We start from the raw sequence: 20,224 nt of genomic DNA on the forward strand, positions 1-20,224 counted from the left end.
CTCTCATTCCCGGGACAGGGTGCCCGCGGCGCGGGCGCCGGCCAGAAAGCGTGCGATGTACCGCATGCCGAAGAGCAGGGCCGTCAGCCCGAGGAGCAGCATCATGGCGAAGGACAGCCCCAGATCCGCTACGGGCTGGGGCCGGGTGGCGGCGCGCAGCAGATCGGCCCCCCAGGAAAGGGGGAGCAGCCGCCCCAGGGGAACAAGCGCTCCCGGGAGTTCCGAGACCGGGACGAGCACGCCGCCGAGGAGGAACACCGGGAACGACAGGGTGTTCTGTACGATCCTGGCGCCCGGCGCCACGACGAAGAGGGCCGACAGGGCTGTCGCCATGGCCGCTGTGCTGCCCACGACCAGCAGGAGTGCGGCGCCGAACACCAGCGGGTGGTGCACGGGGAGCCAGTAGCCGAAGAGGGCTCCGGCGACCAGCACCGACATCACGAACGACGGCACGGACAGGAGCATGCAGGCGCAGAGCCTGCCGAGCAGCACCAGGGGGAAGGGGGCCGGGGCGGCGACCAGTGGCTCCAGCCGCCCGTTCTGCCGGTCGTCGCTGATCATCTCCCCCGAGAACATCAGCGCGGCCGTCCACACCGTCATGAGCATGGGGGCGAGCACGGCGTGGGCGTAGAGCTCGGTGCGTCCGGAGTACTCCATGGCGGAGAGGAAGACCAGGGCGAAGAAGGGCGAGGCGATCAGGGAGAAGTAGGTGTCCGCCTGGCCGCGCATCGCGGTCAGCTGGAACCGGAATCCGGTGCCGAAGGCCCGGGCCGCCACCGCGGCGGGTCCGGGTGCCGGGGCGCTCATTCGCCCACCGCCATGCCTCGTCCGCCGAACAGGTGCAGATATGCCTCCTCCAGGCCGGCGGTGCCGCAGTCGAATTCGGCGATGCCCGCGTCCACCAGGGCGTGCACGACCGTGCCGCTCGCCCCGGCGCTCTCGGTCACGATCCGCGTGGTCCGGCCCTCCGGAGCCGTCACGGTGACGACGCCGGGCAGGGCGGCGAGTTGTACGCGGAGCGGGCCGGGCACGTCGCGGGCGGTGACCCGTCGGTTCCGGGAGACGAGTTCGCCGACCCGGTCGGGGCTCTCGGTCAGGCGGAGTCTGCCGCTGTCGATGAAGGACACCCGGTCGCTCAGGTCCGCGGCCTCGGCCATGTCGTGGGTGGTCAGCAGCACGGTCCGGCCGTCGCTCCGCAGTTCGCGGACGAGGTCGCGGAAGTCGCGGGCGGCGACCGGGTCCATGCCGGCTGTCGGCTCGTCGAGGATCAGGACCTGGGGGTCGGAGACGAGCGCCCGCGCGAGGTGCAGGCGCTGCTTCATGCCCCTGGAGAAGGTGTGCACCGTGTCGTCGGCCCGGGCGGTGAGTCCCACCCGGTCGAGGAGCGGATCCACCCGTTTGCCGCGTTCACGGCGCCCTATCCCGTACAAAGCGGCCCAGAAGGACATATTCTGACGTGCCGTCAGCCGGTTGTACAGGCCCTTGTCGCCGCCGAGTACGAGGCCGACCAGGCGCTTGACCGCCTCGGTTTCCGCCACGACGTCGTGTCCGAGCACCGAGGCGGTGCCCGAGGACGGCAGCAGCACCGTCGAGAGGATCTTGCACAGCGTCGACTTTCCGGCGCCGTTGGGGCCGAGGAGGCCGTGGACCTCTCCGTCCCGCACGGTGAGGTCGACGTCCCGCAGCGCCGCCGGAGCGTCCGCGCCCCGGCCGTAGACCCGGCCGAGTCCGCGTATCTCGATCGCGGTCACCGGCTTCGGCCTTCGGCGGCCAGGAGGGACGCGGGGCGCAGGTCGGTCCATGCCCGTTCGACGTGGTTCAGACAGCCGGCGCGGCTGTCCGGTCCGTGGTCGGGCAGCCAGCCGTCGGGGACGGCGAGGTCCGAGGGCCAGAGCGAGTACTGGCCCTCCTCGTTCCTCAGCGCGAGGTAGCGGCCGTCGGGCCGCTCGAACGGATCGGTCACGTCGGTTCCTCCGGGTGGGCGGGCGCGTCGCCGCGCAGGTGTGCGGCCAGAGAGTCCGCGATGTGCTGCTGCGGGCGCGGGTCCATGAGGTCGAAGTGGCTGCCGGCGATGCCCTGTACGGCGAGGTGGCCGCGCACATACGGCTCCCACAGCCGGGGGGTGATCCAGGGCGGGCGGGTGTCGTCCCGGGCCTCGTAGAAGAGGGCGTTCCCGTGGAAGATCCCCGGCCGGAAGCTCCTGGCGAGCCGCAGGTTGCCCGCGGTCACCGCCTCGATCCGGGCGAGCCGGGCCGGGCCGATGCCGCTCTGCGGGCCCTGCGCCACGTGCTGCCGGACCGCCTCGGGCGCGGCGGAGGCATCCGCGTATCCCTCCGGGGCGTCACCCAGCGGGAAGCTGTCGACGAGGGCGAGCAGGGCGACCTCCTGGCCCTGCTCCTGCAGCAGGGTCGCCATGGCGTGCGCGACGTTGCCGCCGAAGGACCAGCCCAGCAGCCGGTACGGGCCGACGGGATGGGCCGCACGCACCTGCCGGACGTAGTCGGCGGCCATGGCGTGGATGCTCCCGGGCGGCGGCACGTCCTCCGACAGCCCTCTGGCCTGGACACCCACGATCGGGAGGTCCGGCGGCAGGTGCCGGGCGAGTCCCGCGTAGCACCAGCTGAGTCCGGTGACCGGGTGCACGCACACCAGGGGGCCGGGGCCGCGCGGGCCCCGGATGGGGAGCAAGACCCCGTACGGGTCCTGGCCCCCGGCTCCGTCCCGGTCGAGGAGGTCCAGCACACCCGCGACCGTGCGTCCGCGCAGCAGTTCCTGGAGGGTCACCTCGGCGCCGAGCACGTCCCTGACCCGGACCGCGAGGCGAATCGCCAGCAGGGAGTGCCCGCCCAGCGCGAAGAAGTCCTCGTCCGTGCCGACCTCGGGCAGACCGAGCACCTCGGCGAAGAGGGAGGCGAGCATCTCTTCGCGCGGGGTCGCCGGAGCTGCCGGGGCGGCGGGGAGCGCCGTGCCCGCCGGAGCCTTCCGGCCCCCGGCGGGCCGGGGCCGCACCGCGTCGAGGCGCAGACCCGGGTCGGCGGAGACGTCCGACACGAGCCGGTGCAGCGCGGCGGCGAGCCGGTCCGCGGTCCGCCGGGCGAACAGGTCCGTGGAGTAGCCCATCCGGCACTCAAGGGCGCCCGCTTCCCCGGTGCCGGCCACGACGAACTCGAAGGACAGGTCGAACTTCGCGCTCGGCGCGCCGCTCTCCTCGACGACCGTGGAAAGGTCTCCCAGCGGATCGGCGGTGGACCCGCCTTGGCCGGGGCAGGTCACGACCGTCTGGAAGAGTGGGTTCCGGTGAGCGTGCCGGGTGGGGCCGATCTCTCCGACGACCCGGTCGAAGGGCAGGTCCTGGTGCTCGAACGCGGCCAGTGCCGTCGTACGCACGCGCTCCACCAGTTCGCGGTAGGCCGGGGATCCGGAGGTGTCGACGCGTATGACGAGGGTGTTGACGAAGTACCCCACCATGTCGTGGAGTGCGCCGTCGGAGCGGCCGGCGACCGGTGTGCCGAGGGGGATGTCCGCGCCTCCGCCCGCCCCCGACAGGAGGGCGGCGACGGCGGCGAGCATCTGCATCAGCAGCGAGGAACCCGTCTCCAGGGCCAGCGCTTCCAGCCGCGTCCGGACCTCGGCACTCCAGCGGACCGTGCGGCTTCCCGCGGTGAGCTGTCCCTCGACGGGGCGTGGACCGTCGTACGGAAGCGGCAGTTCCGCGGGGAGGCCCGCCAGCGTGCTCCGCCAGAACTCGCGCTGCCGCAGTGCGAGCGGGGTGGGGTCTTCGGCACTGCCGAGGAGCGTGTGCTGCCAGGCCGCGTAGTCGGCGTACGTGACCGGGAGGGCGTCCCAGCCCGGCTCGACGGACCCGGCGCGGGCCCGGTACGCGATGCCGAGGTCGCGCCGGAGCAACGGGAGCGACCAGCCGTCCACGGCCAGGTGATGGACGATCAGGGACAGCACGTGCTCGGTGTCCGAGACGCGGAAGACCGTGCAGCGCAGGGGGATCTCGCCGCCGAGCTCGAACGGCCGCGCACGCTCCGCGTCGAGAGCCTTGGCCAGCTCGTCCTCCCCCGTGTCCACCACGGTGAGCAGGCGGGGCAGTGCATGGGGCTCAAGGACCACGCCCGTCGGGCGGCCGCCCCGTTCGGGCAGCAGGGTGCGCAGCGCGTCATGCCGTACGACGACGTCCTTGAGCGCCTGTCCGAGCGCCGTCAGGTCCAGCTCGCCCGTGAGCCGCACGACGAGTGGCACGTTGTAGGCGGCCCGGAAGCCCCCGTGCTGGTGGAGGACCCACAGGCCGTGCTGTCCCGGTGCGGGCGCGGCGTCACCGGGCCGGTGGCCGGCGGCTCCGGCCACGAGGGGCGGGCGTTCGCCGGACGGGAGGCCCGCGTCGGCGAGGACGGCGGCCAGCCCGGCCGGTGTGGGCCGTTCGAAGACCTGGCGCACGGTCAGTTCACCGCCGAGCGCACTGCGTACTCTGCTGATCAGTCTGACGACCAGCAGGGAGTTGCCTCCGGCGGCGAAGAAGTCCGTGTCCGCGCCGGTCCCCGGCAGGCCGAGCACCTCCGCGAACAGCGCGCACAGCCGGAGCTCCGTCGTGCCCGCCGGGCGCCGGGCGGGAGAGGCGGCCCGGCCGTCGGCGGCACCGGGGCGTGGGAGTGCACGGCGGTCGATCTTGCCCTGAGGGGTGAGGGGAAGCGTGCCGAGGCGTACGTAGGCGGACGGCACCATGTAGTCGGGCAGCCGGCCGGCGAGCGCCGCGCTCAGTTCGGCGTCCGTCGGGGCCGTCCCCCCGGCGGCGACCACATAGGCGGTCAGTCGCTTGTCGCCGGGCCGGTCCTCACGTACGACCACGCAGGCCTGCCGGACCCGCGCGTGCTGTTCGAGGGCCGCCGCCACCTCGTCGGGCTCGATGCGGAAGCCGCGTAGTTTCACCTGCTGGTCGGTACGCCCCAGGAATTCCAGCTGTCCGTCGGCGGACCACCGCACGAGGTCGCCGGTGCGGTACATGCGCGCGCCGGGGGGACCGAAGGGGCAGGCCACGAAGCGTTCGGCGGTGAGCGCGGGCCGGGCGAAGTAGCCGCGTGCCAGTCCGGGTCCGGCGATATGGAGCTGCCCCGGCACGCCGGGCGGCACCGGTGTCAGGTGCTCGTCGAGCACGAGGACGCGGGTGTTGTCCAGCGGTGTGCCGATGGGCAGCGCACCGGTCGGCGGGGCCGCCTCGGGCACCGGGAAGGAGGTGGTGAACGTGGTCGCCTCGGTGGGCCCGTAGCCGTTGACCACGGTGGTGCCGGGGCAGTGGCCGAGCACCCGGCGGACGGCCCCCGGCGGAACGACGTCGCCACCGGTCCACACCTCCCGCACGGTGCGCAGGGCGGCCGGGGCGAGGTCGGCCACCAGCTGGAACAGCCCGGAGGTGAGCCAGAGTGCGGTGACCTCGTGCCGGACGAGGACGGTCTCCAGGGTGTGCAGGTCCAGATCGCCGGCCGGCGCGACGACGAGGTGGCCACCGTTGAGCAGGGGCACCCAGGTCTCGTACGTGGACGCGTCGAACGCCTCCGGGGAGTGGAGCAGGACCCGCTCATGGGCGCCGCCGCGCCAGCGTCCGTCCGAGGCGAGCCCGGTGATGTTGCGATGGGTGACGGCCACCCCCTTGGGCACGCCGGTGGAACCCGAGGTGTACATGATGTACGCCAGCCGGTCCGGCCCGGCGCTCTCCGGGCCCGCGATCTCCGGCCCCGGACCTCCGGGACAGGGCGGCAGCGCGGCGGCGGACGGGCCGACGGCCAGGACCGGGAGGCCGAGCGCGGCGGCCCGGGCGGCGTTCGCCGCGTCGGCGAGCAGCAACGCGGCGCCCGCCTCCCGGACCGTGCAGCGCAGCCGCTCGTCGGGGTCGCGGCGCCCCAGGGGCACGTAGGCGCCGCCTGCCTTGAGTACGGCCAGTTCCGCGGCCACGACGGCCGGGGAGCGGTCCATGAGCAGGGCGACCCGGGTCTCCGGGCCGGCACCGCGGTCCACCAGCGCACCGGCCAGCCGGTCGGACCAGTCGTCCAGTTGCGCGTAGGTCAGCACCTCGTCGCCGCAGGAGAGGGCCGGCGCCGACGGGGTCCGGGCGGCGCGCTCGCGGAAGAGGGCGTGCACCGGGCGGTCGGACTCCTCGCGCTCGGCGCCGGTCCCCGCACCCATGACGGTGTCCAGGTCGGCGGGTCGCAGCGCCTCCAGCCGGGCCACGGGCGCGTCCGGGTTCGCGCGCACCGCGTCCGCCAGGGTGGTCAGTGAGCCGAGCAGCCGGTCCGCCGTGCCGGGGTCGAAGAGGTCGGAGGCGTATTCGAGGCGTCCGCCGACGCCCGCGGGTTCGCCGTCGCCGGTCCGGCACTCCCAGAAGGTGAGGGCCAGGTCGAACTTGGCGGCCGCGAGCCGGGTGGGCTGCGGCGCGCAGTCCAGGCCGGGGAGCGCCAGCGGGGACGCCGGGGGCGGCTGGACGAGCACCATCACCTGGAAGAGCGGGTGCCGGGACACGGACCTGGGCGGATTGACGAGTTCCACGATCCGCTCGAAGGGGAGGTCCTGGTGGTCGTACGCGGCCAGGTCGGCGGCCCTGACACGTTCCAGGACGTCCCTGAAGGACGGGGAGCCGGACAGGTCGTAGCGGAGCACCTGGGTGTTGACGAAGAACCCGGTCAGCGGGTGCAGTTGCTCGTCGGTGCGGCCGGACACCACTCCGCCGAGCGGGATGTCGGTGCCCGCCCCGTTGCGGTGCAGCGTCACCGCGACGAGGGCCTGGAGGACCATCGTCACGCTCGCCTGCCCGGCCGCGGCGAGAGCGGCGAGGCCGCGGTGCGTGTCGGGCGGGAGCGTGAAGTCCCTTACACCGGCCCGGAATCCCGGCTCCGGAGGGCGCGGCCGGTCGGTGGGCAGGGGGATCTCGGCCGGCAGACCCGCCAGGGTGCGGCGCCAGTAGGCGGCCTGCCGCCCGAAGGTGCCGGCCGGGTCCGATTCGTCGCGCAGCATCTCCGTCTGCCGCCGGGTGTAGTCGGCGTACCGCACGGGCAGGGGCGTGAACGCGGGGGCGGTGCCGAGGATACGGGCCCCGTAGGCCGCGGAGAGGTCACGGCCGAGCGGTCCGAGCGACCAGCCGTCGCCCGCGATGTGGTGCAGGAGCAGCAGGACGACGTACCGCTCCTCCCCCAGCCGCCACAGGTGCACGCGGAACGGCGGGGCCCCGCTCAGGTCGAATGCGTGGTGCACCGCCTCGTCCAGGGCGTCGGGCAGTTCCCGCTCCGTGGTCGTGGCCCGGACGAGTACGGGGCGTGCCCGGTCCCCTTCGAGCACCCGTTGGAAGGGGACGCCGTCCCGGTCCCCGAAGACGGTACGCAGCATGTCGTGCCGGGTCGTCAGGTCCGCGAGCGCCAGCTCCAGCGCCGGTTCGTCGAGCGGTCCCGTGATCCGGACGGCGACGGGGATGTTGTAGGCGGAACCGGTCTCGCCGGACCGGGTGAGGAACCACAGGCGCTGCTGGGCGGGCGACAGCGGTGACTCGGCCTCGACGGGTCCCGCGGTCAGTGCGGGCCGCGCGGTGCCCGCCCGGTCCAGCAGCCCGGCGAGCCCCGCCGGTGTGGGGTGGTCGAAGACGTCACGGATGCGCAGGTCGGCCCCGAGCGCCGAGCGGATGCGGGCCAGGAGGCGGGTGACGAGCAGCGAGTGGCCGCCGAGGGCGAAGAAGTCGTCGTCGCCGCCGGCGTGTCCGAGGTTCAGCAGGCCGGCGAAGATCCGGCGGATCACCTCCTCGTGGGGTGACGCGGCGGTGTCCAGGAGCGAGCCGGTACCGGGCCCGGCCGGGCGGGGCGCGGGCAGCGCGTGGCGGTCGAGCTTGCCGCTGGTGGTGAGCGGCAGCGCGTCCAGGACGACGAAGGACGTGGGAACCATGGGGCGGGGCAGCCGTCGTGCGGTGTGTTCGCGCAGTTCCCGGCTGCCGGGCTGCTCGCCGTCGGCCACCACGTAGGCGACCAGTTCCGGGCCCCCCGAGTCCTCGCGTACCACGACCACCGCGTGGGTCACCGAGGGATGGTCCTCGATGACGGACCGGATCCCGGCGGGCTCGATGCGGAAGCCACGGATCTTGACCTGGTCATCGGCGCGCCCGGTGAAGACCAGCCGGCCGCCGGTGTCCCGGTACCCGGTGTCGCCCGTGCGGTACATGCGGGTCCCCGGCGGCCCGTACGGGTCGGCCACGAAGCGTTCCGCGGTGAGGCCGGGCTGTCCTTGGTAGCCGCGGGCCACCTGGGGGCCGGCCAGGTAGATCTGCCCGCGCACGCCCTGCGGCACGGGTCTCAGCGCATCGTCCAGCACATGGGCGGACAGGTTGTCGAGCGGCTGCCCGATGCACGGTGTACCGGGCCCCCGGGCCAGGGTGTGCGCGGTGGCGTAGACGGTGCACTCGGTCGGCCCGTAGTAGTTGTGGACGCGGGTGGCCGGGGCGGAGCGGAGAGTGTCCCAGAGGCGCCGGTTCACCGCCTCACCGGCGAGGACGAGTTCGGCCGGGGCCCCGCCGGGGTCGTCGAGGAGGCCCGCGTCGATCAGCTGGGCGGCGTGCGAGGGCGTGGCGTCGACGAGGTCGACCCGTTCCCGGACCAGGTGCTCCGCGTATGCCTGGGGGTCCCGCCGGACCGCCTCGGGCACGACGTGCAGTTCGTGTCCCTGGGTGAGGGCCAGCAGCCCCTGCCAGGAGACGTCGAAGGTGACGGCCGCGGTCATGGTCGTACGGATCCGGTCGCGTCCCAGCCGCTGGGCGAGCGGCCCGAAGAGCCTCCGGGCCAAGGTCGCGCCGAGCGCGGACAGGCTCCCGTGTTCCACGACGACGCCCTTGGGAAGCCCGGTCGAGCCCGACGTGTGGATGACGTAGGCCGCGTGTTCCGGGAGCAGCGGTGAGCGGCGGTCGGCGTCGCCGGGCGGGTGCGCGGCACACGCGGCGAGGCGCCCTGGCACCGTGGGGCCGTCCAGGGTCAGCCGGGTCACCTCCGGCAGGTCTTCCGGCAGGAGGCCGGTCGTACCGCTGACGTCGATCAGTACTCCGGCGCCGGAGCGTTCGATGACGCCGCGCAGGTGGGCGGGGGGATGGGCGGGGTCCAGGGGGACGAAGACGCCGCCCGCCGCGAGCACCGCGAAGAGGACGGCGACCTGGACGTCGGAGCGCGGCACGAGCACGGCGACCCGGTCCTCGGGTCCGATTCCCAGGCCGATGAGGAGGTGCGCCAGCCGGTTGACCCGCTCGCCGAGCTCGCCGAAGGTCAGCCGGGTGCCCTCGTGCACGAGCGCGGTCCGGTCCGGGAACGCCGACACCGTGCGCGTGAGCAGGACGGGCACCGGATCGCGCTCCGTTTCCCGCTCCGGTCCTCGGGCGGCGGCCACGAGCCCGGCGGTCCGGTCGCGGGGCTCCACGGACAGCCGGTCCAACGGCAGGGCGGGGTCCGCGAGGACGGCTTCGGCCAGGCGTACGAACCGGTCGGTGAAGGCCGCGGCGGTGGCGGGCGGAAGCAGTCCGGTGCGGTAACGGAACTCGCCGTGGAGGCTGCCGCCGATGACCGCGGTGTTCAGCTCCAGGTCGAAGCGCGCCGACCGGTCCGGAAGCCTGAACCGCTCAGCCCGGCAGGCCGGGTGGGTGAACTCCTCGGTCTCCGGGCGTTGCCCCTGGTGGACGAAGAAGGCGCTGACGAGCCGGTCGGCGCCGGCCGCCGGTGCGCAGCGGGCGAGCACTTCACCGAAGGGCAGATGTCTGGTCCGCGCCGCTCGCAGTTTCGTGTTGAGGGCGCGCATCAGGGCGATGAACGTGGTGCCCGGGGTCCGTTCGGCGCGCAGCGCGACCGTGTTGACGAAGAACCCGACGACGTCGTCGTACTCCCGCCCTCTGCGCGCGTCCATGGCTGCGCCGACGGTGATGTCCCGCTGGTCCGTGTGCGTCGTCAGCCAGGCGTGGTAGAGGGCGAGTACGGCGGCGGTCGGCGCGCACCGGTGCTCCGTCGCCAGGCGTTCGAGCCCGGCGGTCGCGTCGGCGGAGAGGGCGAAGGTGAAGCTCTCCCCCGTCGGTTGCGGCCCCGCCTCGGTCCGGTCGTCGCCGGCGAAGGCCCAGGGCTGTGCTCCGGACAGCTCGTCCCGCCAGTACGCGAGCCGGGCCGCGCGTTCCTCGTCGTCGATGTGGGTGCGTTCCCAGCGGGCGAAGTCGGCGTACCGGCGCCGGAGGGGCGCGAGCGGGGGCTCCTCGCCGGAGAGCTCCGCATGGCAGAAGGCGGTGAGGTCGCCCGCCAGCACCCTGAGGGACCGGCCGTCCGCGATCCCGTGGTGCAGCACGAGCACCACCACGCAGGAGCCGTCGGTACGGTCCACTGCCACGGCCCGGACCGCCGGTGCCGCGTACAGATCGAAGGGGCGCTCGACCTGCTCCGTGACGATCGCTTCCCAGTCCCCGGGTTCCTTCTCCCGCAGGTGGCTCAAGGGGACGGTGAACTGCTCCGCCTCGGTCTGGCGGGCCTGCCCGTCCTCGTCCCGCGTACAGCGCAGGCGCAGGAGATCGTGCCGTGCGACCAGGGCGGCCAGGGCGCGTTCGAGGACCCCGGCGCCGAGGCCGGCGGGGAACCGGAGCCCGAGGTGCAGATGGTAGGACGGGCTTCCGGGGTCGAGTTCGTAGAGCCACAACAGGCGCTCCTGCCCGTGCGACAGGGGCACCGTGACCATGTCCGCCTCTCCGGTTCCGCTGTCCGGCACGTCACTTCAGCCGTTCGTCGGCGAGCACCGCGAGGACGTCGCCGTACCAGTCGGTGTCCGGGCCGGTCTCCCTGCTGAGGTACCAGGTGTCCGACCGCGCGACACCGACGTGCTTCGCGACGGAACGGAGCAGGGCGGTGCTCTCGGCCCACTCGCGGACCGCGCCCTGCCGCGTCAGGGCCCGGGGAAGCCCGAGTCCGTGCTCGATGAAGGCGAGCGTACGCGCGGCCTCCTCCCTGACCTCGGTGTCCTGCGGCTGGGTGCGGAGAAGGAGTTCCCAGGCAGTGGCGGCGCGTTCGGGGCTGACCCGGCGGAGCAGGTCCAGCGAGGTGAACGCCCGGTCGAGCGGGTCGGCGGAGGGCGGGACCTCCGTCCCGGCCTCCGACAGGGAGAGTTCCACGGCGGTGGTGAGCATGTTCTGCTGCGTCCACCAGGCCAGGCCGTACTGCCCGGAGGCGAGCGCCCCGTCCAGGTCGTAGTTCAGGGCCATCAGTTCCAGATGGAGGGCGTTGACCGCACGCCTGGCCTTCAGCCATGTCTTCAGCGGCACACTATGCGGGGACATCGCACACGTCCTTTCGCCCGGCGGGGGTGAGGTAGCCCGCGGCGGCCAGTTCACGCGCCGGAGCCGCGGCGGCCAGGCGGACGTCGGGGGCGGGCACTCCGAGATCCGCTGCCGTGTTCGCGACCGCCTCCGGCCAGGGCATTCCGTCGTTGAGCCGCCGGACGAGCAGCGCGGTGAGGCCGTCCGTACGGACGATGGACTTGCGGCCGAGGACCAGATGGGCGGCCGCGCCGTCGGGTACGACGCCGGCGTCGTCGGCCAGCCGCCAGTGGGGCGCGTCGTGGGCCGGCTCCCTTCTGGCGTGGATGCGCGCGCGCAGCCGGGGCAGTGCCGCGCCGAGGTCTGCCGGGGATGTCTCGCAGCCGTCCAGGCAGTCCTGCCGGGCGGTGGTCCCCGCGCCGAACAGCCGGTCCGCCTTGACCGTGGTCCACTTGAGCGACGGATAGCCCTCGCCGCCCTCCGCGAGGACCGAGGCCGCCCGCCAGACGGCTGCCCGTCGCAGGAGCAGGACGGCACGGGGGAGCTCGTCCATCGCCTGCGCCACGGCGGCCCGGGACAGGTATTCGTGGGCGCGGAGCATGCACCAGCCGTTGAAGAGCTCACAGGAGCGTTCGGCGGAGAACAGGTCGAGTACGGGCGCCGCCTCGTCGGTCACGCGAAGGCGCGCGCAGATCGCGAGACGGTAGTAGCGGTCGAAGTCGCGCAGCGCGAACGCGCTGACGCGGTCCGCCGCCTTCGGGTCGCCGAAGGCCGTCGCGAGCTGTCGCATCGCCCCGAGGTCGAGGTATTCGCAGTCGACGTAGCGCGAGTCCCGGATGCCGATGGCCACGGGGTTCGTGGAGTCCAGGCCCGCGGTGCGGATGATGTACAGGTCGATGTCGGAGTTGGCGTTGCCCAACCCCTCCACCAGCGATCCGGTTGCCACGCATGTGGCGTCCTCGGGGACGGTCCCGAGGCAGGCGTCGATCTCCTCGGCCACTGCGGCGGCCGCCTGTTCGGGCAGTCCGGCGGTCCACGTGAACCCTGACACGCTGGTCACTCTCCCTTTCCGTACCGGTGGAGGGCCTTGAGCGAGCCGTCCTCGAACATGTCGCGGCAGCGCTCGCGCCGCATCTTTCCGCTCGTCGTCACCGGCAGGGCGCCGGCCGCCACGAGCCAGACCCGGGTCACCGCCAGTCCGGTCTCCCGGCCGATCCGGGCCATCACGGCGCGGGCCAGGGCCGCCGCCGCCGCGTCGTCCAGTTGTTCCCCGACGCCGGTACGGCATTCGGCGACCAGGACCGGGCGGAGCGCCATGTCCCCGTCGCCCCCGGCCAGGAAGACGGCCGCCCGGCCGGGCCGGAGCCGTTCGTCGGCCGCGACGGCGACGGCCTCGATCTCCCCGCTGTAGTAGTTCTCCCCGGCGACCTGGAACCGTTCCCTGGCCCGGCCGAGTGCGAAGAGCTCTCCTCCGTACAGGAAGCCCATGTCTCCGGTGCGGTGTCCGGTGTCGGGGCCGACCGGGTGGCCCCGGGGCGCCACCTGCGGGCCGCTGATCCAGATCTCGCCGACCAGTCCGGGGGCGAGGGGCGTGCCGGTCTCCGGGTCGAGGATCTCCACCCGGGTGTCGCGCAACGGGGGTCCGCAGGAAGCGAGGTCCTGGCTCTCCGCGTCCCGCGCGGCCGGCTCGGCCCGCCCGGCGCGCAGGGCGCGGGCGCAGAAGCTCACCACGCCCGGGGCCTCGCCCAGCCGGCCGGCGGTGACGGTCAGGGTCGCCTCGGCCAGACCGTAGGACGGGGTGAACGCCTTGTGGTCGAAGCCGGCGGCGGCGAACTTCGCGGTGAACGCGCGCAGGGTGGCCGGGCGTACGGGTTCCCCGGCGGACCTGGCGACGGTGAGGCCGCTGAGGTCGTAGGCGCGGGTGTCGCCGGTCTTCCTCGCGCAGAGGGCGTACCCGAAGTCGGGCGCGGAGGTCAGGGTCGCCTTCCACTCGCTCATCGCACGCGGCCAGAGCCCGGGGTCCCGTACGAAGTCGAAGGGGTCCAGGAGCACGGAGGTGTAGCCCGACCACAGCGGCCGCAGCACGCCGGTCACCAGTCCCATGTCGTGGGAGAGCGGCACCCAGCCGACCGAAACGCTGTGCCGGGTCTCCCCGAAGGCCTCGGCCGCCTGCCGGAGTTGGGCGATGACGTTGCTCCCCCGCAGTATCACGGGCCCCGGATTGCCCAGCGAGCCGGAGGTGTACTGCACGTACGCCACATCGGCCCGTCCCTCCGGGGGCGGGACCGTTTCCTGCTGCTCCTGGAGTCCTTCCACGAGCAGCAGCGGGCATGGCTCGGGGAGGAGTCCGGGGTGTGCGGCCACCTCGGGCTGGTCGGTCAGTACGGCGAGGGGGCGCGAGGCCGCCGCGATGCCCCGCAGCCGCTGGGCATGCCCCTGGTGGACATGCGGGATCGCTGGTCCGGGGACGGGGATCAGTCCCGCCTTGACGACCGCGAAGAAGGCGGTCACGAACTCCAGCGGGTCCCTGACCGCCAGCAGGACGTACGGCTCCCGCGGGTCGGCGCTGTCGTGGGCGAGCGTCGTGCGCAGCGCGTGACCCAGGGCCGATGCCCGCTGGTCGAGTTCACGGACGGGCAGAGTCGTCCACGTGTCGGCGGAGGGGGTGTACCGCACGAAGCGGCAGGTGTTGCCGGCGACCGCCCGTTCCAGCAGGCCGAGCAGACCGGGGACGGCCGACGGGCCTCTCATTCCGGGGTCCGGCTGCCTATGGACGACAGCATGGCCGCGAAGGTGGGGCTGCGCAGCACCGTCTCCATATCGACGTCCCGCCCCAGCTCGGCGGTGAGCATTTCGCTGATCTCCGCAGCGTCGAGGGAGTCTCCGCCGACCCCGAAGAAGTCATCGCGACCGGATACGGATTCCACCCCGAGAATCCCCGCACATTTGGCCAGGATTTCCGCTTCACGCTCTGATGAAATCACGAGTTACCTACCCCTGCCGACGAGATTTCGGCACACCCTAGCGACCCCCGCCCGGCTGCGCAATCAGCGTCCACGGCCCGCTTACCGGCACCGATCAAGTGCGGCAGCGGCCTGCAACAGCCGCACCCGGTGCGACTTTTCGGTTCTCACCGAATCAATTGCCGGGAGCACCCGGGATCTCTACTGTCTAACCCCAGGGAAGGCGTTCGCCTTTCCCGGCCTATCACCAGCGAAGAGGGGGTGAATCATCATGGGTAAGCTCCCCACCTCCGTCGTCATCGCCGTGAACGAGTGACGATGAATGACTCGCCCGGCCGATACGGACCGGGAACGGGGGCTGCGGTATTCCGCAGCCCCCAGCTTTTCATTTTGCGCGAGGGGAAGAGTGGAAATGACTGCACTGGAGTCCGAGGGTGCGGGCCGGAACGGGGCGGAGACCGGTGGCCTCGACACGGCCCTCGACCGCGCGGAGCTCGGCAGGATACTCGGCGAGATACGCGCCCGAGGCGCCCGCGCGGCCCGGCACGCGGCGGCGGAGCACGGATTCCGGCGCGTGTACATGGGCGGGGCGCCGCTGGCCGGCCTCGGGTCGCCCTGTTCGGACATCGACATCTTCGTCGTCCTCGACGGAGAGGACCGCTCCACCGAGCAGTTCGCGTTCGAGGGTCAGCGCGTGGACGTCGAGTACGTCCAGCTCACCGAACTGGAGACGCTCGTACGGCGCTTCACCACGTTCGAGGGGACCTCGACCGACACCGGGCAGCTGTCCTTCGCCAGCCGGTCGCGGCTGGACCGTACGGCGCGCTTCCTGCTGAGCGAGATCGTCGTGGACGAGGGCGGACAGCTCGCCGCCCTGCACGCGCAGCTCGAAAAGGGTGAGGACGCCTTCCGGAAGGTGCTGATCGCGCGACACGCCCAGGACATCCAGAACGCGGGCGAGGACGTCATCGGTGCCCTGCTCAACGGCGACCCGTCGAACGCCGAGTACCAGTCGCGGGAGATGGTCTACCGGGGCGCCGAAGCGTATCTGGCCGGCGAGGGCGATCTCTACGTCAACACCAAGTGGGTGTGGGCGAAGTGGGACCGCACCGTCGGCGACAAGGCGGGCGGCCAGCTGGCGGAGGTGCTGCACGACCTCGGCATGCCGTCGACCCGGGACGCCGTGATCCGCAATCTCTGGCTCACGCAGGACCTCGTCGCCATGGCGGCCACCGGCTACCGCTACGTTCCCGTGCTCGATGTCGCCCCGCCGTTCTGCCGGCGCAACCCCCGGCACACCCTTCTCCCCTTCGCGGACGGCTACTTCGCCACGCATGAGGTCGGTTCGGCCACCGAGCTGAGCCGTGAGGGTGTGCTGCTCTGGATGCTCGCGCACGGCAGGACCAAGGCGGACGCCGTCGCGGCGGCACGTGCCTCGTTCGCCGCGGAGGGCGTCGAGATCGCGCAGGAGGACGTCTCCGCCTACTACGACATCCTGGAGCAGAGCGGTCTGATCGCCGCCGTGCCGGAATCGGACGCCCGTCCGTGATCATGTCGCCCGAGCAGCGGGCCGTACTGCGCAACCGGGACTTCCGCCGGTTCTGGACCGCCATCACCGTCGCGCGGGCGGGCGCCCATGTCACCGTGCTGGCGCTCCCGTTGACGGCGGTCACGCTGCTGGGCGCGGACGCCGTCCAGCTGGGCCTGCTGACCACCGTGCAATTGCTGCCCATGCTCGTGGTGACCCCACTGGCGGGGGTGATCACGGACGTGTACGCCGCTCGCGTGGTCAACTCCCTCTGCGATCTGGTGCGCGGGGTCCTGCTGCTCGGTGTGCCGCTGCTGGCCGCGCTCGACTCGCTCGGCATGGGGTGGCTGTACGTCCTCAGCGCGTGCGTCGGTGTGCTGAAGGCGGTGGCCGACATCGCGCACCACTCGATGCTCCCCCGGCTCGTGCCGCCGGAGCAGGTCGTCGCGGGCAACGCGGCGGTCAACGCCAGCTACTCGGTGACGGACGTGGCGGGCCCGGGCCTCGGCGGGCTGCTCGTCCAGGCGGTCACCGCTCCGTACGCCATCGTCCTGGACGCCGTCGGCTTCCTCGTGTCCGGCGGGCTCCTCGCCACCTTGAAGGCGGACGACTCGGGACACCGGGCCGTACGTGAGCGGTGGTCGGTGATGGTGGGCGACGGTTTCCGATTCCTCGTCCGCTCGAAGCCCCTGCTCATGCTCGGCATCTCGGGCGGCGTGGCCAACATCTTCATTCAGGCGTACCTGACCATCTTCGTGCTGTTCGCGGTGGACACCCTGGGCTTCAGCCCGGTGAAGATCGGTGCGCTGTACGCGGTGGGCGCGGTGGGCGGAGTCGTGGGGGCCGCTGCCGCGGGCCGGCTCGGTGAGCGCTTCTCGAAGGTCGGCGCGATGGTGGGCGGGAACGTCACCGTCGGCGCGGGCATGGGTCTGATCGCGGCCGCCGGTGCGCTGGAAGGCGGCGTGCTCAGGCCGGTCTGCGCCACTGCGGGCATCTGGCTGTACTCGATGGGGCTCGGCGTCTACAACGTGCACTCCATGAGCGCCCGTCAGCGGCTGTGCCCGCCCGACAAGCTGGGCCGGATCACCGCGGGCTACCGCCTGCTGTCGCACGGCTCCCTGCCGCTGGGCGCCCTGGCGGGCGGCTACTGCGCGCGGTGGGCCGGACAGACCACGACCATCGCCCTCGCGGGGGCGGGCCTGGTGCTGTGGATGGGCATCGCCATGGCCACCCCCTTCCGCAGGCTCGACGCGGAGCAGGCCGACACCACGGTCGCCCCGGCGGCCTGAGACATCCCCACCCGAAAGCTGAGAGGAACAACCCCGTGCCCCTGGAGATCGAGCGCAAGTTCCATGTGCGGCAGGACTGGCAGCTCCCGCCGGACGCCGTTCGCAAGGCCGTACGTCAGGGCTATCTGTCGCCCGAGGGTGCCCCGGCGGAGGTCCGGGTCCGGGCCACGGACGACCGTTATGTCATGACGGTGAAGGCACCGCGGTCCGCCGGGCAGGGCGGCCCCAGTGTGCGCGCGGAGGTGGAGTTCCCGGTGTCGAAGGAGGTCTTCGACGAACTGTGGGAGCTGGCGCCCGACCGCATCGACAAGGAGCGCTGGACCCTGGCGCTGGCCGACTCGGGCACGGTCGCGACGGTCGACGTCTACGCGGGTGCGCACTCCGGTCTGCGCGTGGTGGAGGTCGAGTTCGGCAGCGTCGAGGCGGCCAACGCGTTCGAGCCGCCCGCCTGGTTCGGCGAGGACATCAGCGGGCGGCCCGAGTGGGGAAACCGTCACCTGGCACGCGGGTCCGCCACGGTGTGACCGGGCCCGCGCGCCTCGAACCGGGCTAGTTCTTCTGCAGGGTGCGCGTGACGCCCGCGATCACGGCGGTCGTCAGCACCCAGCCGAAGGCGATCAGGAGGTAGGCCAGCCACTGCAGGCTGCCGTCCGACCAGTACCAGGCCGTGCGCTGCCCCAGGCCACCGATGGGGATCAACAGGTCGAGCGTGTAGACGAGGGGCTGGAACGGCGCACTCTCGCCTTCTTTGACCGGGATGGGCGGGTGTGCGGCGAAGGCCAGGGTGCCCAGGAGCGTCAGGGCGAGGAGCCAGACGCCGGCCAGCCAGGGGCGGTAGCCGTAGCCGATGGACCCGTCGAGCAGATACCCCCAGGCACGCGCGGCCGGCGACAGCGTACGGCGCCGGTGGCGCTGTTTGGCCAGGAGTACGCGGCGGGCGTCGTCGTCGTGGCCGGCCCTCCGGTACCAGCTCGCCAACTGCTCGTACGGCTGTGGGCTGTAGCCGGGACTGCGCCGTATCCATGCCACACGGCCCGGCACGGACCCCCGGAGGCCACTCGGCCCGGCCGCCCCGAGGGAGCCGTAGACGAGGCCGTCCAGCTCCACCACGTCCGGCCAGCTGTGCTCGTTGTCGCGCAGGAAGGCCGCCTGCGCACCCCGCAGGTCCACGGCTCCGCGCGGTCGTCGGGCGAGGGCCAGGTCGAAGTCGGACACCTGCATGACGAGCCCGACCAGGGACCGGTTGTCGCCGCCGGGTGCCGCGTTCAGGAAGGCACCCTCGAAGGTGAGGAGGTCCGAGACACGGGCGCCCCGCAGCCTCACGGTCCCGTCCGAGGTGAAACCGCCCGAGAAGTTGAGCGTCGGCGACACGACGTTGTCCAGGGCCAGGGCCACTCCGTCCGGACCCGGGCGGCCCAGCGGCACGGGTTGTTCCAGGTGGGCGCCCTGCATGAACAGTCCACCGGACAGCTGCGCGCCGAGCAGGCGTATCCCGCCACGTGCGGTGAACCCGTGCATGCAAAAGACGCCGCCTCCCGTGGACAGGCCGTCCGCGATCACCCCCCAGCCCTCGGACACGCGCACCCGGGCACCGTTCAGCACCAACTCGCCCGCCACCGAGGCGTTCAGCAGATCGAGGCATCCCTCCACGCGCGACCGTGACAGATCGAGATGCCCTTCGACGCGTACGAGGGCGGCTTCGAATCCCGGCAGCCGGCTGTCCACGATGCGGATGGTCCGGACCGACGCCCCGTTGAACCCGGGTGCCTCCTCGAACCAGCACTCCTCCATCCGAAGAGCGTGCCCGGTCTCCACGTCCGAGAGGTCCAGGCGGCCGCTGATGCGCGCGCCGACGAGTTCCACGCAGGCGACGGCGCCGGGCTGCCCGGGGTTCCCGCCCGCGAGCAGCGTCGCGATCACGGCGGCACGGACTGTACGCCCGGGGCCCCACACGCCGCCGTCGCCGACCTGGTTCCCCTCGGGCGCACCCGCGCGCAGGTCCACGCGGCGTCCCACGGGAAACGCGTCCCACAGCTGGCGCTCCGGCGAAGTCAGCTCGTCGTATGAAAGCACTCCTGCAGAGTAGCGATCTTCCTCCGGGCGGCCCTCGTCACGGCAGTTGGAGTTCGGGCAGGGAGAAGAATCCGCTGATGGCCCGCACCGTTCGTTCCTCGTCGTCCTCCCGGTCGACATCAGCCGTCGGCCCGGTCAGCCGCGCCGCCGTGAGGGCGGGCAACAGCAGATCGGGCTCCTTGCCCGCGCGGTAGTACAGCGTCTCGAAGCTGAAGCCCGTGATCAGGCTCCCGTCGCGGCAGTACTGGAACGAGGGCATGTGAGCCTTCGGCCGGCACGGCTCGGTCACGAAGACCGCGAGCTCGCCGCCGTCCCGGCACAGACGTCCGTAATCGGCGAGGTCGTAGTCGCCGTCCTCCCAACTGAACATGTCGTGCATCACCAGTCCCCAGTCGGCCCCCGTGCCGTACGCGAGTGGCATGCGCCGCTGGTCGAGGAGTCCTCGCACGAGCGTGTCGAGGGACAGCCCTCGGAAGAAGACGACGTTGGTCTCCTCGTGGTGCGGGAGCGCGCGGTGTATCCAATGCCTCATGCCGTGCACCGTAGACGCACCCACTGACACAACCCGACGGCCGTCTGCCGGGGCCCCGGACCCGCCCACGCTTCCGGCTCCGATTGAACCGGCGCCCGCCCCGGTAAAGGACACGGCATGACCACCCATGAGATCGGCCCACGCATGATGGGCGAGCGACTGATGTACAACCGAGCCGTCCGCGTGGACGCCCCACGCAGTTGGCTGTTCGTCTCCGGTCACGAAGCGCGAGGCGACGACGGCGGCATCGCGCATCGGGGAGACATGGCCGGGCAGATGAGACTGACGCTGCGGCGGTTGGGTGAAACGGTCACGGAGGCGGGGATGACGATGGCCGACGTGGTGCAGATCCGGATCGTCACGACTGACCTCGCTTCGTGCAAGGCACACTACGCCGTGCTCCTGGACGGGCTCGCGGCCGCGAACTGCCGGCCGACCAGCCTGCTGGCGGAGGTCGGCGCCCTGTCCGATCCGGACATGCTCATCGAGATCGAAGCCGTAGCATGCGGGCACGCCTCGTGAAGTCCGCGCACCCGCCGT

At 72.6% G+C, this 20,224-nt stretch carries 14 protein-coding genes; 4 read left to right on the forward strand and 10 right to left on the reverse strand.

Annotated features, from left to right (window positions below; all coding sequences use genetic code 11):
* Window positions 1-3: 3 nt before the first annotated feature.
* Genes ACZ6C6_RS13600 through ACZ6C6_RS13635 form a run of 8 tightly spaced genes read right to left on the reverse strand, consistent with a single transcriptional unit; the run spans window position 4 to window position 14,283 of the window.
* Window positions 4-807: an ABC transporter permease gene (locus tag ACZ6C6_RS13600; protein ID WP_469202253.1), complete on the reverse strand. Its 804-nt coding sequence runs from the start codon at window positions 805-807 to the stop codon at window positions 4-6.
* A complete protein-coding gene (locus ACZ6C6_RS13605; RefSeq protein WP_469202255.1) occupies window positions 804-1,751 on the reverse strand; it encodes an ABC transporter ATP-binding protein in 948 nt (315 codons plus the stop codon). Before ACZ6C6_RS13605 ends, ACZ6C6_RS13600 begins: the two co-directional genes overlap by 4 nt.
* A complete protein-coding gene (locus ACZ6C6_RS13610) occupies window positions 1,748-1,963 on the reverse strand; it encodes an MbtH family protein (RefSeq protein WP_469202258.1) in 216 nt (71 codons plus the stop codon). Before ACZ6C6_RS13610 ends, ACZ6C6_RS13605 begins: the two co-directional genes overlap by 4 nt.
* The gene (locus ACZ6C6_RS13615) at window positions 1,960-10,725 is read right to left on the reverse strand and encodes an amino acid adenylation domain-containing protein (RefSeq protein ID WP_469202260.1); all 8,766 of its coding nucleotides are present in this window, start codon (window positions 10,723-10,725) and stop codon (window positions 1,960-1,962) included. The genes ACZ6C6_RS13610 and ACZ6C6_RS13615 overlap by 4 nt, the downstream gene beginning before the upstream one ends.
* A 31-nt stretch (window positions 10,726-10,756) precedes the next feature.
* Window positions 10,757-11,320, reverse strand: a complete 564-nt coding sequence (locus tag ACZ6C6_RS13620; protein WP_469202262.1) for a hypothetical protein — start codon at window positions 11,318-11,320, stop codon at window positions 10,757-10,759.
* On the reverse strand, window positions 11,307-12,350 hold the full coding sequence (locus ACZ6C6_RS13625) for a hypothetical protein (RefSeq protein ID WP_469202263.1): 1,044 nt from the start codon (window positions 12,348-12,350) through the stop codon (window positions 11,307-11,309). Before ACZ6C6_RS13625 ends, ACZ6C6_RS13620 begins: the two co-directional genes overlap by 14 nt.
* A gap of 5 nt (window positions 12,351-12,355) precedes the next feature.
* A complete protein-coding gene (locus tag ACZ6C6_RS13630; RefSeq protein WP_469202265.1) occupies window positions 12,356-14,050 on the reverse strand; it encodes an AMP-binding protein in 1,695 nt (564 codons plus the stop codon).
* Window positions 14,047-14,283, reverse strand: coding sequence for a phosphopantetheine-binding protein (locus ACZ6C6_RS13635; RefSeq protein ID WP_469202267.1), 237 nt, complete (start codon window positions 14,281-14,283; stop codon window positions 14,047-14,049). Before ACZ6C6_RS13635 ends, ACZ6C6_RS13630 begins: the two co-directional genes overlap by 4 nt.
* Before the next feature lie 391 nt (window positions 14,284-14,674).
* On the opposite strand from ACZ6C6_RS13635, the gene ACZ6C6_RS13640 reads away from it, so the two are divergent.
* The 3 genes from ACZ6C6_RS13640 to ACZ6C6_RS13650 are packed head-to-tail and all read left to right on the forward strand — an operon-like array spanning window position 14,675 to window position 17,603.
* Window positions 14,675-15,811, forward strand: coding sequence for a hypothetical protein (locus ACZ6C6_RS13640; protein ID WP_469202269.1), 1,137 nt, complete (start codon window positions 14,675-14,677; stop codon window positions 15,809-15,811).
* 2 nt (window positions 15,812-15,813) lie between these two features.
* Window positions 15,814-17,079, forward strand: a complete 1,266-nt coding sequence (locus ACZ6C6_RS13645; protein ID WP_469202696.1) for an MFS transporter — start codon at window positions 15,814-15,816, stop codon at window positions 17,077-17,079.
* Window positions 17,080-17,114: 35 nt separating this feature from the next.
* Window positions 17,115-17,603: a CYTH domain-containing protein gene (locus tag ACZ6C6_RS13650; protein ID WP_469202271.1), complete on the forward strand. Its 489-nt coding sequence runs from the start codon at window positions 17,115-17,117 to the stop codon at window positions 17,601-17,603.
* 25 nt (window positions 17,604-17,628) lie between these two features.
* Here the strand turns inward: ACZ6C6_RS13650 and ACZ6C6_RS13655 are convergent, their stop codons facing one another.
* On the reverse strand, window positions 17,629-19,152 hold the full coding sequence (locus ACZ6C6_RS13655) for an oxidoreductase (RefSeq protein ID WP_469202273.1): 1,524 nt from the start codon (window positions 19,150-19,152) through the stop codon (window positions 17,629-17,631).
* Window positions 19,153-19,189: 37 nt separating this feature from the next.
* Window positions 19,190-19,684, reverse strand: a complete 495-nt coding sequence (locus ACZ6C6_RS13660) for a hypothetical protein (RefSeq protein WP_469202275.1) — start codon at window positions 19,682-19,684, stop codon at window positions 19,190-19,192.
* 117 nt (window positions 19,685-19,801) lie between these two features.
* Between ACZ6C6_RS13660 and ACZ6C6_RS13665 the strand changes: the two genes are divergently transcribed.
* Window positions 19,802-20,206: a Rid family hydrolase gene (locus tag ACZ6C6_RS13665; RefSeq protein WP_469202277.1), complete on the forward strand. Its 405-nt coding sequence runs from the start codon at window positions 19,802-19,804 to the stop codon at window positions 20,204-20,206.
* The last annotated feature ends 18 nt before the right edge of the window (window positions 20,207-20,224 follow it).

It is taken from the genome of Streptomyces sp. NPDC041814, assembly GCF_055590565.1.

Bases quoted from the DNA above. Each gene is read 5' to 3' on its own strand.
- ACZ6C6_RS13600 (WP_469202253.1), bottom strand. From the start codon at position 807: ATGAGCGCCCCGGCACCCGGACCCGCCGCGGTGGCGGCCCGGGCCTTC.
- ACZ6C6_RS13615 (WP_469202260.1), bottom strand. From the start codon at position 10,725: ATGGTCACGGTGCCCCTGTCGCACGGGCAGGAGCGCCTGTTGTGGCTC.
- ACZ6C6_RS13620 (WP_469202262.1), bottom strand. From the start codon at position 11,320: ATGTCCCCGCATAGTGTGCCGCTGAAGACATGGCTGAAGGCCAGGCGT.
- ACZ6C6_RS13630 (WP_469202265.1), bottom strand. From the start codon at position 14,050: ATGAGAGGCCCGTCGGCCGTCCCCGGTCTGCTCGGCCTGCTGGAACGG.
- ACZ6C6_RS13640 (WP_469202269.1), top strand. From the start codon at position 14,675: ATGACTGCACTGGAGTCCGAGGGTGCGGGCCGGAACGGGGCGGAGACC.
- ACZ6C6_RS13645 (WP_469202696.1), top strand. From the start codon at position 15,814: ATGTCGCCCGAGCAGCGGGCCGTACTGCGCAACCGGGACTTCCGCCGG.
- ACZ6C6_RS13660 (WP_469202275.1), bottom strand. From the start codon at position 19,684: ATGAGGCATTGGATACACCGCGCGCTCCCGCACCACGAGGAGACCAAC.
- ACZ6C6_RS13665 (WP_469202277.1), top strand. From the start codon at position 19,802: ATGACCACCCATGAGATCGGCCCACGCATGATGGGCGAGCGACTGATG.